Source organism: Chitinophaga sp. YR627, assembly GCF_900114995.1.
Taxonomy (GTDB): Bacteria; Bacteroidota; Bacteroidia; order Chitinophagales; family Chitinophagaceae; genus Chitinophaga.
Map to the genome: position 1 here is coordinate 674,744 of NZ_FOUX01000004.1, position 13,318 is coordinate 688,061.

The following is a 13,318-nucleotide window of genomic DNA, read 5'->3' on the forward strand; positions in this document are numbered from 1 at the left end:
CACCAGAAAAGGATGCATTAATTCCAACCACCACCTAATGACCTGTAAAGGTCGATCACAGCTGTTAACTGCGCTCTTCTGATGGCGGCCAGTTCCAATTCTCCAGACAGTGCATTCCCCTGAGCGGTCAATACTTCGAGGTAATTGGCCATCCCGTTTTTAAATAACATACCCGCATTACTGGTAGCTGTTTGCAGCTTATCCACACGTGCCTGTGCAATGACTTGTTGTTTACCCAGCTTATCCACACTCACCAATGCGTCCGCAACTTCCTGATAGGCGGTCAGTACAGATTCACGGAACTGATATACGGCCTGCTCTCTTTGTAATTTAGCTACATTATACTGCGTACGAAGTGTTCTTTTCTGCAACAGTGGTTGTGCTATTCCACCTGCCACCACACCAAATAAAGACGAAGGCAGATTGAACCAGTTACTTGTTTTAAGTGAATTCAGACCTCCCTGTGCAGATATCGTCAGTGAAGGATACATATACGCTCTGGCCAGTCCGATCCTTGCGCTGGCAGCATCCAGTTCCAGTTCAGCACTTTTTACATCCGGCCGGCGACTCAGCATATCAGCAGGTAATCCCACGCCTATCTGCTCCGGCAGTTGCAACAGATCCAGCTTTCCTGTTCTCGGAATGGCCTGCGGAGGAATACCTATGAGTACACTCAGTGCATTTTCCTGTTCGATGATCGCCTGTTCCAGTTTTGGTACCAGCTGCGCGGCTACCAGTTGCTGTGCTTCTGTTTGTTGCACTGCCAGGGAAGAGGTCATGGCAGATGCATATTGCAGGCGAACGATATTCAGTGTACTATCATACAGTGCAAGGTTTTTTCTGGCAATGTCCAGCTGAAAATCCAGCATCAGAAGATTATAATAACCTGTTGCAATACCGGCTACCAGCATTGTCTGCACACCTTTACGCGCTTCCTGCGTCTGGAGGTATTGCGCCAGCGCTTCGCGTTTCTGGTTCTTTACCTTTCCCCATATATCGGCCTCCCAGGATACAGACAGCGCAGCTGTATAATTATCCAGGTTATTGGTACCCAGGAACTGAGAGGCCGTCAGGCCATTCAGACTATTATCAGACGGGATACTGTTACTGGAAGTGATACTCAGCCCTACTTCCGGCAAAAGCCCACTTTTTGCTTTTTTAAACTTTTCATTCGCGATCTCGATGTCCTTGATCGTTACCAGGAGATCATTATTTTTTGCCAGCGCGGTGTCTATCAATGCTTCCAGTTCCTTATTCGCCAGAAACTGCCGCCAGGGGAGTGTGGCAATGCTTTTCTCAGCATTGCCCACTATATCATTCCTGTAAGTACCTGTCTGGGCAAAAGCCAGATCACCGGTATGCTTTGGCTGCGCATAAGCGGTCAGCCCGGACGCAAGTGCGATCGAAAAGACCCAGCCTGCTTTTAATATATCGTGCGTTTTCATTGTCGTAAATGTTAGTTTTTATGAATATCGATCACCAGCGCCTCTTCATGATGACTGGATGTTACTGCATCATCAGCAGGTTTGGGCGATACTTTCTCATGGAGATACTGGAACAGTACAAACAGTACCGGTATGATAAATACACCCAGTAATACACCCGTGATCATACCTCCGGCAGCACCTACGCTGATAGAGTGGTTACCAGCCGCAGAAGGGCCTGTTGCACGCATCATGGGCAGGATACCTGCTACGAAAGCGATTGAAGTCATGATGATAGGACGCAACCTGGCCTTTGCTGCCTCAATCGCTGCATTCACCAGGGTCTCTCCTGCATGCCTGCGTTGTACCGCAAACTCGACTATCAGGATGGCATTCTTGGCCAGCAATCCGATCAGCATGATCAGGGCCACCTGTACATAGATGTTGTTTTCAATACCTGCCATACCAATTGCGGAGAAAACACCGATCACACCTGTCGGGATAGACAGCAGAACGGACAATGGCAGAATGTAACTGTTATACTGTGCAGATAATAAGAAGTAGACAAACACCAGGGAAAGCAGGAAGATAAACAGGGACTGTCCACCGGAGATGATCTCTTCCCTTGTCACACCGGAGAACTCATAAGAGTAACCCGCAGGTAATGTCTGTGCAGCCACTTCTTCTACTGCCCTGATCGCATCACCCGTACTATACCCCGGTTTTGGATTGGCATTCATCGGGATGGAATTGTACAGGTTATAACGGGTTACTGTTTCTGGTCCGAGTACTGGTTTCAGATTGACCAGTGAACTGATAGGCACCATCTGTCCGGCGGCATTCTTCACCGAAATATTATCCAGGGAAGAAGGGTTCGCACGGTCTGCCTTTTCAGCCTGTAACACCACACGGTAGTATTTACCGAAACGGTTGAAATCTGACACCTGCTGACTACCATAATAAGCCTGCATAGATCTGATCACCACATCCACATCAACACGCAGCTGCGCTGCTTTCTCTTCATCGATCACCATTTCCAGCTGTGGATAATCGGCACGGAAAGCCGTATAAGCCAGGGCTATTTCTTTCCGTTGATTCAGGGCAGTCAGGAACTTATTGGACACGGCACTGAACTGATCCAGTTTACCACCGGTACGGTCCTGCAGTGCGAAGTCAAGACCATCTACGTTACCAAAACCAGGTACGGTAGGTAGGGTAAAGATGATGATATTAGCCCCTTTAATATCTGCTACACGTCTGCGCATATCATTCATGATATCATTCAGGTCACTCATCTCACCACGTTCTTTCTTAGGCACCATAAAGGCTACTGCAGAGGAAGGACTGGTGGCGTTGGTGAAGATATTCAGTCCGCTGATCTGCGTAAAGCTCTTAACCACCTTCATCGTGATCAGACGGTCATTGATCTGTTTCATCACCTGTTGGGTACGTTCCTGGGAAGAGCCCGGAGGCAGTGTTACAGAGACAGCGGCGAAGTTCTGGTCTTCTGAAGGAATGAAACCTGTACGGGTATTATGTACCAGCATGGCAGAGATCAGCGTAACCAGTACCAGTCCTGATATACCTACCCATTTGTGTTTTAAGAGCCATTTCAGGCCTTTTACATAGCGATTGGTCACACTTTCAAAGCCTACGTTAAAGGCGACAAAGAAGCGTTTTTTGAAGCTGCTTTTATCTATTGGCTCACCATCATGGTGTACATTCTTCAGGAATAAAGCAGCCAGTGCAGGACTCAGGGTCAACGCATTGATCGCAGAGATGAAGATGGCAATGGCCAGTGTAAAGGCAAATTGTTTATAGAACACACCTGCTGATCCCTGCATAAATCCTACCGGCAGGAATACGGCTGCCATTACCAGGGTGATCGAGATAATCGCCGGGGTGATCTCATGCATAGCTGATAAAGTCGCCGATCTGGCCCCCATTTTCTTATGCTCCATTTTGGCGTAGACCGCCTCCACGACGACGATCGCATCATCCACGACGATACCGATCGCCAGTACCAGTGCAAACAGTGTCAGCAGGTTAATGGAGAAACCAAAGGCCGACATAAAGAAGAAGGTACCGATCAGTGCCACCGGCACCGCGATAGCCGGGATCAGGGTAGAACGGAAGTCCTGCAGGAAGATGAATACCACAATAAATACCAGTATGAATGCTTCCACCAGTGTATGGATCACCTGTTCGATAGACTGGTCCAGCAGGTCTTTTGAATACCAGATGATCTGCTGGCGTAATCCTTTCGGAAAACTAAGCGCCGCTTTCTTCATCATCTCTTCCACCCTGATCTGGATCTCACGTGCATTGGAGTTGGGCAGTTGCAATACCTGGATAGTAATGGCTGACTTGTTATCAAAATCAGGGCTTCTACCAGTCAGGGTATTGAACGTACCATAAGTGTAAGCGCCCAGTTCGACACGGGCAATGTCTTTCAGTCTGAGTAATGTACCATCATCATTGGTACGGATGATCATATTCTCATAGTCGCGTGGTTCGCTGAATTTACCCTTATACTTGATCACATATTCAAAGGCCACATCACTGCTTTCACCAAAGCGGCCGGGAGCTGCTTCCAGGTTATGTTTCTGAATAGCGGCAGCCACTTCTTCAGGAGACATATGATAGGCGGCCATCTGCGCAGGTTTCAGCCATACACGCATGGAATAGTCCTTGCTGGCACCGATGATCCTTGCTTCACCTACACCGGGAATACGTTGTATCTCCGGCAGGATATTAATGGTGGCATAGTTAGCGATGAAGGTCTTGTCAAACAGTTTGTCATCATCACTGAATATATTCACCCCCATGATCAGACCATTCTGCGTCTTTTTGGTCGTAATACCTGCCTGCACTACTTCAGGAGGCAGTAAGCCGGTAGCGGAGGATACGCGGTTCTGTACGTTCACCGCTGCCTGATCGGCATTTGTACCAAGTTTAAAATAAACACTGATCACAAGAGAACCGTCATTTGTAGCAGAAGAGCTCATATAGCTCATATCTTCCACACCATTGATCGCTTCTTCAAGCGGAGGGATGACAGCTCTGAGAATTGTTTCGGCATTTGCGCCGGGATAGAAGGCTCTTACCTGTACGGTAGGAGGGGCGATATCCGGGAACATCTGAACAGGAAGACTTTTTAATCCTACAAGTCCCAGGATGACCAGTAAAATGGACACTACGGTTGCCACTACCGGTCTTTCTATGAATTTCTTTAACATGATTGTAGTTTTATGTGTTTTGGGATTTTAAGGGCAAAGCAATCCCCGGGACAACACCCCGTATTGTTTTTACGGATCGTTGTCAGAAGAATGCCGCCCTCGTTCAGCGGCTGCTATAGCTGCTGTGATTAGTTTTTAAGCGCTACCGGCTTATCGGTGGCGGCGGCAGGTTGTACTTGTGTACCTTCCTGCAGACCTTCGATACCTTCCAGTACAATGCGGTCACCGTTTTTGAGTCCGTCGTTTATCAGGAAGGTGTTACCGGTACGACCTATCACAGTCACCGGCTGTTTGTGCACCTTACTGCTATCGCCTACGGTATACACAAATATTTTGTCCTGTATACTTGTAGTGGCTGACTGCGGAATAGTGATCACGTTTTCCTGCGTGAAAGTAAGTCTGATCTTACCGGTATTACCGGAGCGCAGCAGCCCATTGCTATTGGCAAAAGAAGCCCTGATGGTGATGGCGCCACTGTTTTTATCAAATCCACCGTTGACCATATCCAGACGGCCTGTTTCAGGATACACATCCCCTGCTGCCAGCGCTAATGATACCGGTCCGGCACTCCTCAGTTTCTCTTCAATACTGTTGCCAGTCAGCTGATCCTTCAGCACGGCAAACTCAGATTCACTCAATGAGAAATACACGTGTACTGTTTTGATATTGGATAGATTGGTCAGTTCCTGTACATCACCTACGGAGAGCAGACTACCCACCTTCTTATTCAGACGGCCAATATAACCAGGTGCAGGCGCCTTGATCAGGGTATATCCCAGATTGATCTCTGCATCCGATAACAGGGCCTGTCCCTGTTTTACACGAGCCTGCGCAGCTTCCAGGTTAGCATTGGCTGTTTTGAGCTGCATCTCTGCGACTACCTTGTTCTGTACCAGGGGTTGGATTTTATTCACCTCTACCTGTGCGCTGGCAACTGCTGCCTGTGCAGCAGATAGTTCTGCATTCGCGTTATTCACACGTTCACGGTATACCTGGTCATTGATTTTAAAAAGCGGTTGTCCTGCGGATACATAAGCACCTTCATCCACGAAGATCTTTTCTAATGTACCACCTACCTGCGGACGGATCTCTACTTCTGCTTCACCTTCAATGGTAGCAGGATATTCGTTCACTGTTTCGGCATTACCGCTGTTTACGGTTGCCATAGGAACTGACAATGCTGCTGTTGTGACAGCTGTCTGTTGATGCGCACACGCTGCCAGCAGCGCTGCAATAAAAGAGAATGTTATAAATGAAGTGATTGCTTTCATGATACTATGTTTTTATTTTTTACCGACTGTTATCTGTGCTGTTGATTTGTTACCTGCGTACTGCCTCCTTTATATCAGGGAGCAGCATTGTGAATCATTGTTTCCATGTCTAATTTGGTTAAGGTCCTTATCGTTGTTAAGAGCTGATGAAAAAAAATTTATTCTGCTATTGAGGTGATGGTGCTGTGAATAGCCTCATGCAGTACACGCTGATTGATCTCTTCAGATTTACCTTTATTGACAAGATTGATAGAGATGAGTCCATGTACGACTGACCACATGCGGAAATATTTGGTATTGATGATTTCCTCGCTCACTTCTTTGTCCTTTACCAGTTGTCTGATCATATCAGTGAACAGGGTGGCCAGTTCTTCGCTTTTGCGATGACCACTCTTCATCGAACTGCAGTGCACTTCTATGCCAAACATGGCCTGATAAAGCTCTTTTTCGGTGAAAGCGAAATTCCAGTAGGCAAGCCACATAGCCAGGAGTTGTTCCACTGTTGAAAGCATCTGATTACCGGCTGTCCGGATGCTTTGTAACAGTTTTGCATAACCCTGATAGGTCAGTTCTGCTATCAATGACTCTTTGCTATCGAAATATTCGTAGATCACCGGAGCGGTATAATCAATATCCAATGCTATTCTGCGCATGTTTAAGGATTGCCAGCCATCCTCTTTAACGATGTTAAGGGCGGCAGTCAGAATATTCCGGCGGGTGTCATCCTTTAATCGTTGTATCCGTTCTTTACTTCCCATGATGCGTTTGATTTTGTAATACAAAATTGCATCGGATAATTGCTTTTTCCCTTGTCCTTCATTTCGTAAAATTTGTACAATTCTATCAACCTGACATAAACAGGTCAATCTTTGGTGATATCAAACATTGTTAACCGGCGGAAAACCGGTAATTGAACCACTAATAGGTAGCTCTAACTATGTTAAAGGAGATTTAAAGTAAAAAAACGCTTACCAGGAAGAAAATTTATACAAATAATCGCCTCTGCCGGTTTATTAAAGGCGTAAAGGCTCCCAACTGTTATCAGCCGTATTTCTCTTATCTGTCCCTGGGATTGCATACCGCTGACACCCTGTACATATCATATTGATAATGAATCTAAAATGGAGATAAGGTGGACTTGATGTGGGGGCTATCGTTGCAAGAATTGTACAAAAAAACCGAAAGAAGACACAAGGGATTTCTGATTCGTTTACCGGAGTTTTGCAACTTCTTTAAACAAATAGCATGGAACATACTGTGACCAGCGAAGCTCCTTCGCTTCCTCATAAAAAGACTGGTATTAATAAAAACATCGTGTATCTGCTGGCCTTTGGCATCTTTGGCATTATCACCACTGAATTCGGTGTAATTGGTATTCTACCACAGTTAGCCGCTCATTTCAAAGTAAGTATATCGACAGCAGGTTGGCTGCTGACCGCCTTTGCACTAACGATTGCCATTTTCGGCCCTTTCATTACACTGGCAGCGGGAGGCATCAACAGGAAAATCGCATTAAGTGGTGTATTGATCATCTTCATTCTATCAAATCTGCTCTCCATCATCGCATCTTCTTTTCCCATACTGATGATCGCAAGAATACTACCTGCATTCTTCCATCCGATCTTCTTTTCAGTAGCGATGGCAACAGCCGCACAATCTGTAGCACCCAGCGAAGCGCCTAAAGCGGTATCTATCGTATTCTCCGGTGTCAGTATTGGTACGGTACTGGGTGTACCTATCTCCGTTTTCTTTGCAGATCTCTATGGATGGGAAGCAGCCTTTATTGTCTGCTCTATAGTAAACCTGATCCCTTTGATCAGCCTGCTGATATTACTGCCTTCTATGCCCGTAAAAGAAAAGTTTTCTTTTGGTAGTCAGTTAAGCATTCTTAAAAATGCAAAGATCTGGTGGAACATCACGATCGTTACCGTATTCATGGCCGGCATGTCTGCCAGTTACGGTTATATGGCAGAATATTTAAAAGAAGTCGTGCAGATGTCCGGAAAAGCGATCAGTCTGACAATGTTCCTTTTCGGTGTAGCAGGTGTCTTTGGTAATCTGCTCATGGGTCGCTTGTTAAGCATTAACATGGTCCGTTCCGTATGGCAGTTCTTTGCGGGCATTATCATTGTACAGGTCATCTTATATTTCATCAGCGGACTATTTTACCCTGCGGCAGCCATTGTATTACTATGGGGATTTGTGATGACGTCCGGCTATCTGCTGGGACAGACACTGATCACCAGTGCTGCGCCTAAAGCGCCTGAATTTGCCAGTAGTTTGTTTGTATCCTCTGGTAATATGGGTTTTGCGATCGGCCCTGTAGTCGGCGGACTGGCATTAGAAACGCTTGGTGTAAGCTCACTGCCACTGGTAAGTGTAGGGATTATCGCTATTGCCGCCTGTATGTTTTTCCTCGAACAATTCATTTACAATAAGCCTAAAACGCATACGCACCATTAAAGTCAACGACCATTCCTTTTCCAATCCAGGTAAAATGCCAATTTTACCTACAGCCGTTCGCTTTCTGCGAACGGCTTTCTTTATTCCTGATACCAGTAACACGATGAATAAAGATGACATTTTATTAATGTTCCCATAACATACACTCTCAAACGCTTTTATATTTTTGCTCCCGCCCGTTTCTCCTGAGAGCATGAATTGATTACCCACGAGGCAAGCGAATCTGTTTAACACTGTAAAGATTTCTTTAGAGTACTGTAAGCATTTTCGCAGCAGTCGAAATGCGGAGAAAATAAGTATCCTTGACCCGGTATTGCAGCAGAAAGACAGTCATTCACTATCCACGTTTTTCCTTAAAAACCTATAATAAATGAAAAAAACAACCCTCTTCCTGTTAAGCTGCTGTAGCTTATTACTGTTAACACAATGTCAGAAAGCTGACGAAGAAATGGCGCCAAAAATGAAGAACGAAACGGAAGTAGCTGCAGTCGCAGCTGTCGCTCCATGCGCCTGTTCTGAAAGTTCCACGAAGATAAGCGGTACCACCGCTCAGGCATGGGCAACACAGTTTGCGCCATTGATCAAATTTGACCGTGCGTCACCAGATTATCCGACTACTGTAGAAAACATTTTCGCCAGTTCTGATCCTTCTTCCGCAGTATGTGGCGGCAAACTGGTACTGGTTGAAAGAACAGTTCCAAGATCAAAAGATTTCCCAACTTATTTCGATGTACAGGTACACCCAAGCGATGCTGACAGGATCTTCATCGACTACTGGTGGGCTTACAAACGCCAGGAGAACTGTTTCTCTAACCTGGGTGGACACGACTATGACCTGGAGCACGTTGTTATCCAGTTCAGACCATCCACACAGCGTATCATTTCTGTTACTTACTTCCAGCACGGTGGTTACTATACCAAAGACTACAGAAGTAAAGCAGCTGGTACAAGAGTGCAGGCATGGGTAGGTAAATTTGCACATGGCATGTACCACTTCGGCAGCTCTATCACCTTACCAGGTTATGAGTGTGCTTACTGGGGTGATTACAGAAATCCGAATGGTGCACAGGATGAAGTACTGACTGGCAACAGACTGGTACAGATGAGCTGTAGCGCATTTGAATTTAACTTCAGCGGTAACTGGGGGGATCCAGGTAAAGGACCTTTGTTCCGTGACAGATCTTACTGGAATTTCCCGGCCTGCTCTGGTACAGATGGTCCGTTCGGACAGGATGGTTGCAGCGCCTGTGACTTCGGTAATACCAAACAGATTGGTACTATCTAGTTAAGGTAAATGTCTGTATAATCATAACGTATGATGGTTTAAAACTGAAAAGGGGCTGTCCGGTCAACACAACCGACAGCCCCTCTTTTATAAAGTATTCTACTACCGCCATACCATCGGGAACTGCGACACGCGCAGTTTGGTACAACCATATGGAATGAGTGTAATCTCTTCCGCCGCTGTTGTTTCCAGTCCCCACATCATTGAGAACGGAACAGGACCGGTCATTTCATTATAAATGCCCCAGGAAGGAATACGTTTTGCTTTCGTACGGATCAGGATGGGCGCATGTTCCTGATTCCATGGATAGCTCACCAGACTGTCCTTCTTCTCTACTGCATACCATTGTTGCAGCTGATCTTCCGGCACTTCTAACAATGCATAGTTCCATGGTGTAGTAGGATGCACTTCGTAGTAGGCGTTACCAAATGCCACCGCTTCTTTATCCACCGCTACTTTCTTAACAGCTTCTCCCATCTTCAGGGCATAGGTCACCGGACCACGTTCAACAGACACAGAGTTTTCATACCATCTGCTTTGTGAAATATGCATCGGCAATATCAATTCTACAATGTCTCCTGACTTCCAGCTACGGTCTATTTTTACGATCTGATTACCTGGCGACTGCTGGAATACCTGTCCATTCACTTTGATAGTCGCCTGTTTACACCAGGCAGGTACACGCAGATGGAATGGGAAGGAAACAGCTGCAGTCTTTTTATTGGTAGAAAAAGTAAAACGAACGGATTCGCCGAATGGATAGGCTGTTTCTTCTTTAAAAGATACAGGCGTTTGTTCGCCCACATAAGTGGTCACAGTACTGGGGGCGTATACCAGTGCGGCGATCCCTTTATCTGCCGTAGCATACCAGAGGTTTTGCGTGAACTTTGGCCAGCCCTGGTGCATATTGGAAGTACAGCAGGGATAACCTGTCAGCAGACCATAACAAACGTCTGTACCGGCATGGTTCTGATCAAAGTTACGTACATAGCGGGTCGCCATTACCTGGTTGGCCTGCTGGAAATACTGACGGTCTATGAAGTTTTCAAAGACCTGTGCAGGTAATGCGTTAAATGCAATTTTCTCCAGATGATCAGCATAGGCCACATCTCCGGTAATTTCCAGAATGCTTTCCAGGGAAAACATCATTTCTACGGCTGTACATAGTTCGGAACCCTGTGTAGGATTGTTACCATGCAGGGCTTCATCACCACCATAGAGACCATGTGCCATCCCGTTATAAAAGCGAAGGTCTTTGAAACCGGTCTGTAAAGCTTCCAGATATTTCTTCTCCGGATGTTGCTGATAATAGATACCCGGTTCTTTAATACCCTGTGCCAGATTAACACCATGGATGCTGAATGGTCTGCGCAACAGATCACCGTGCAGGAAAGCTTCGGTATAGTCGAAGGTCTGCTTGTGTACGAGTTCTGCGAGATCCAGCAGGAATTTATCTCCGGTGATGTTGTACAGCCAGTAAACGACCATCAGATTATCGCCACCCCGGTACTTTCCCCAGAAAGACCAGTGATCAAGCGGATGTTTAGGCAGTTCATTCAGCTGATAGCGGAAATAGTTGGTCAGCAGGGTAATAACGCGCTTATCTCCCGTAGCGGAATAATACTGCTTCAGTACCTTCAGCATGACCATTTTGGGCCACCAGTCGCGACTATTATCACGTTGCAGACCAGGTTCTGCGGGATAATCAGTGGCAGGGCCAAAGTAGCCATCCGGTTGCTGACTGTTGATAGACCATTCTATCCAGGGCTTTACTTTAGCAATAAGGGCGGTGTCTTTAAGGATGTAGGCCAAAGGCAACAAACCATCGATCCAGTAAGGACCACGTTCCCATTGGTCGCCATCACCACCCAGCCAGCCATTTCTGTGATTCATGACCAGTGGGTACAACTTATCAAGTTGTCCGGTAGCGCCGTTTTTCTGATTAACGAGCATCGTGCGTAACCATCCCTGTGGTTCTATAGAACCGAGAGGTAGTTCGATGTAAGGTTTTTCCTGCAGTGGAGCACGATTAGCAATGTACTGTTGGACCTGTGTGGCATTCTTCCTCGTCTGACCTGTAACGACGCAGGAGAAGCCCATAACAAATAGTGGAATAATAGCGGTGATCTTCATATTACGTTCTTAGAAGATGAAAGATGGGCGGGTTATTCGCCGGAAAAGAACGAAAATATAATTTATTGGCAGTTTATTATAGCGAATTATGAGCAGGATGTAAATGTAAAAAGGGGCTTTCATCATATGATGAAAGCCCCTTTGCCTTATATCAGTAACATCAGTTACTCGACAGTCACAGATACTGTGTTTACATTCTTCAGACCACTGATACCGTCGCCCTGGTAAGCAACTTTGTAAGTACCAGGAGCAGAGATCTTGTAACCTTTTGTCAGGTCAATCTCAGCAGATACAGTTCCTTTTGCAGGTACTTTAATGAAAGATTCTGCCGGAGGAGGCATGATTCTTTTTGCCATTACACCCTGGTACTGTGCAGCCTCGCCTTTGCTGTCCTGGATCTCGAAGAAGGAATTCAGGAATTTCTCTTCGAATGGTGTGTGCCATTTACAGAATTCAGCTTCCTTATCGGAATTGTTGGTTACTGTAAATTTCACCTTGATCGGAGCGCCTGCTTTTACTTTTTCAGGTGCAGACATTACAGTTGTCAGGGCTGCAGCAGCGCTGGTATCTGCTGCTGGTGTTTCCGCTACAGTAGCAGTCGTGTCAGGTGCTGCTTGTTGGGTGGTGTCATTCTGCGCATTCTCTGCGTTTTGGGACTGCTGGCAGGCAGCGAATGAGAAAACTGACAGGCATACTGTCATTGTGATAAGCTGGTTTCGCATTTAAAATGAATTATGGCCGAAAATTAAAGGAAATATTCGAATTATTCTTATCATGATGCCTGCTTTATTGTTAAGACTTTATCAATATTGGAAGATTCTTACACCAGTATTACGCATATAGGCATGCACTTTTGCTGTATGAACGACAATATCACAATAACGGGTATGCAACAGGTGTCTTTAAGGGCATTAGCAGTACAGGATGCGTTACGGCTGAGTATATTGGCCAACAATCCTACAGCACAGACGTTTGAAACACGTATTCATTTGTTTCAGCGTAGTCTGTTTCTCCGGACACACGCCCTGCACAACCTATACAAAGTCGAAAGACTACACCGCATCATGCGCTCCTTTCATTCACTACAGTTGAAAGGAGAAAAAGAGATTGAAACAATCTGTAAAAACAACTGGACAAGCTATTCTTCTGCAAGAAGAGACTTCCTGCAATATGTTGGATTCACCCCGAAGTATAGTCAGCAAATTATCCGCTTTAAGCATGCACTGAAAGCCTATAAAAAAGAAGGATATCAGTTCTATTGTGAAGACTACGGATATACAGATTTTTCTCATTTTGCAAAAGACGCCAGACTGATCACAGGCCGCCCTCCATCTGATTTAATATAGCATTATCCCTCTTAAAAAAGATTTTTGTGAGTTCGAAATATAGTTTAACTTGACTGTGTTACTGTGAACATACGTTAGTCGTGCAAACAACCTCAAAGGACCTTTAAATAAATCTACTACCAGGCCGTCGCCGGAAATTATTTTCTTAGCTGCTAAT

Annotated in this window: 9 protein-coding genes; 3 read left to right on the top strand and 6 right to left on the bottom strand. The window is 45.8% G+C overall.

Annotated elements, in window-relative coordinates:
- Positions 1 to 17 precede the first annotated feature (17 nt).
- From BMZ72_RS23275 to BMZ72_RS23290, 4 genes are all read right to left on the bottom strand, one after another.
- Entirely contained in the window at positions 18 to 1,445 is a 1,428-nt protein-coding gene (locus BMZ72_RS23275; protein ID WP_089812096.1) for an efflux transporter outer membrane subunit, read from the bottom strand.
- 11 nt (positions 1,446 to 1,456) lie between these two features.
- Positions 1,457 to 4,663 carry an efflux RND transporter permease subunit gene (locus BMZ72_RS23280; RefSeq protein WP_089812097.1) on the bottom strand — a complete coding sequence of 1,069 codons (3,207 nt, stop codon included), beginning with the start codon at positions 4,661 to 4,663 and terminating at the stop codon, positions 1,457 to 1,459.
- A 128-nt stretch (positions 4,664 to 4,791) separates the two neighbouring features.
- Positions 4,792 to 5,934: an efflux RND transporter periplasmic adaptor subunit gene (locus tag BMZ72_RS23285; protein WP_089812098.1), complete on the bottom strand. Its 1,143-nt coding sequence runs from the start codon at positions 5,932 to 5,934 to the stop codon at positions 4,792 to 4,794.
- 158 nt (positions 5,935 to 6,092) lie between these two features.
- On the bottom strand, positions 6,093 to 6,692 hold the full coding sequence (locus BMZ72_RS23290) for a TetR/AcrR family transcriptional regulator (protein ID WP_089812099.1): 600 nt from the start codon (positions 6,690 to 6,692) through the stop codon (positions 6,093 to 6,095).
- A gap of 487 nt (positions 6,693 to 7,179) precedes the next feature.
- Here BMZ72_RS23290 and BMZ72_RS23295 point away from each other — a divergent pair, with 487 nt between their 5' ends.
- Entirely contained in the window at positions 7,180 to 8,397 is a 1,218-nt protein-coding gene (locus BMZ72_RS23295) for an MFS transporter (RefSeq protein WP_089812100.1), read from the top strand.
- Between the two features lie 370 nt (positions 8,398 to 8,767).
- The gene (locus BMZ72_RS23300; RefSeq protein WP_089812101.1) at positions 8,768 to 9,682 is read left to right on the top strand and encodes a hypothetical protein; all 915 of its coding nucleotides are present in this window, start codon (positions 8,768 to 8,770) and stop codon (positions 9,680 to 9,682) included.
- A 102-nt stretch (positions 9,683 to 9,784) separates the two neighbouring features.
- Here BMZ72_RS23300 and BMZ72_RS23305 read toward each other — a convergent pair whose 3' ends face one another.
- Both BMZ72_RS23305 and BMZ72_RS23310 read right to left on the bottom strand, forming a co-directional pair.
- Positions 9,785 to 11,815 (bottom strand): beta-L-arabinofuranosidase domain-containing protein, encoded by a 2,031-nt coding sequence (locus BMZ72_RS23305; protein ID WP_089812102.1) that lies wholly within the window; start codon positions 11,813 to 11,815, stop codon positions 9,785 to 9,787.
- 164 nt (positions 11,816 to 11,979) lie between these two features.
- On the bottom strand, positions 11,980 to 12,537 hold the full coding sequence (locus BMZ72_RS23310) for a protease (protein WP_143087764.1): 558 nt from the start codon (positions 12,535 to 12,537) through the stop codon (positions 11,980 to 11,982).
- Between the two features lie 138 nt (positions 12,538 to 12,675).
- On the opposite strand from BMZ72_RS23310, the gene BMZ72_RS23315 reads away from it, so the two are divergent.
- Positions 12,676 to 13,161, top strand: coding sequence for an AraC family transcriptional regulator (locus BMZ72_RS23315; RefSeq protein ID WP_143087765.1), 486 nt, complete (start codon positions 12,676 to 12,678; stop codon positions 13,159 to 13,161).
- Positions 13,162 to 13,318 lie beyond the last annotated feature (157 nt).

Coding starts and splice junctions, on each gene's coding strand:
- BMZ72_RS23310 (WP_143087764.1), bottom strand. CDS start 12,537: ATGCGAAACCAGCTTATCACAATGACAGTATGCCTGTCAGTTTTCTCA.
- BMZ72_RS23295 (WP_089812100.1), top strand. CDS start 7,180: ATGGAACATACTGTGACCAGCGAAGCTCCTTCGCTTCCTCATAAAAAG.
- BMZ72_RS23305 (WP_089812102.1), bottom strand. CDS start 11,815: ATGAAGATCACCGCTATTATTCCACTATTTGTTATGGGCTTCTCCTGC.
- BMZ72_RS23280 (WP_089812097.1), bottom strand. CDS start 4,663: ATGTTAAAGAAATTCATAGAAAGACCGGTAGTGGCAACCGTAGTGTCC.
- BMZ72_RS23290 (WP_089812099.1), bottom strand. CDS start 6,692: ATGGGAAGTAAAGAACGGATACAACGATTAAAGGATGACACCCGCCGG.
- BMZ72_RS23285 (WP_089812098.1), bottom strand. CDS start 5,934: ATGAAAGCAATCACTTCATTTATAACATTCTCTTTTATTGCAGCGCTG.
- BMZ72_RS23275 (WP_089812096.1), bottom strand. CDS start 1,445: ATGAAAACGCACGATATATTAAAAGCAGGCTGGGTCTTTTCGATCGCA.
- BMZ72_RS23300 (WP_089812101.1), top strand. CDS start 8,768: ATGAAAAAAACAACCCTCTTCCTGTTAAGCTGCTGTAGCTTATTACTG.
- BMZ72_RS23315 (WP_143087765.1), top strand. CDS start 12,676: ATGAACGACAATATCACAATAACGGGTATGCAACAGGTGTCTTTAAGG.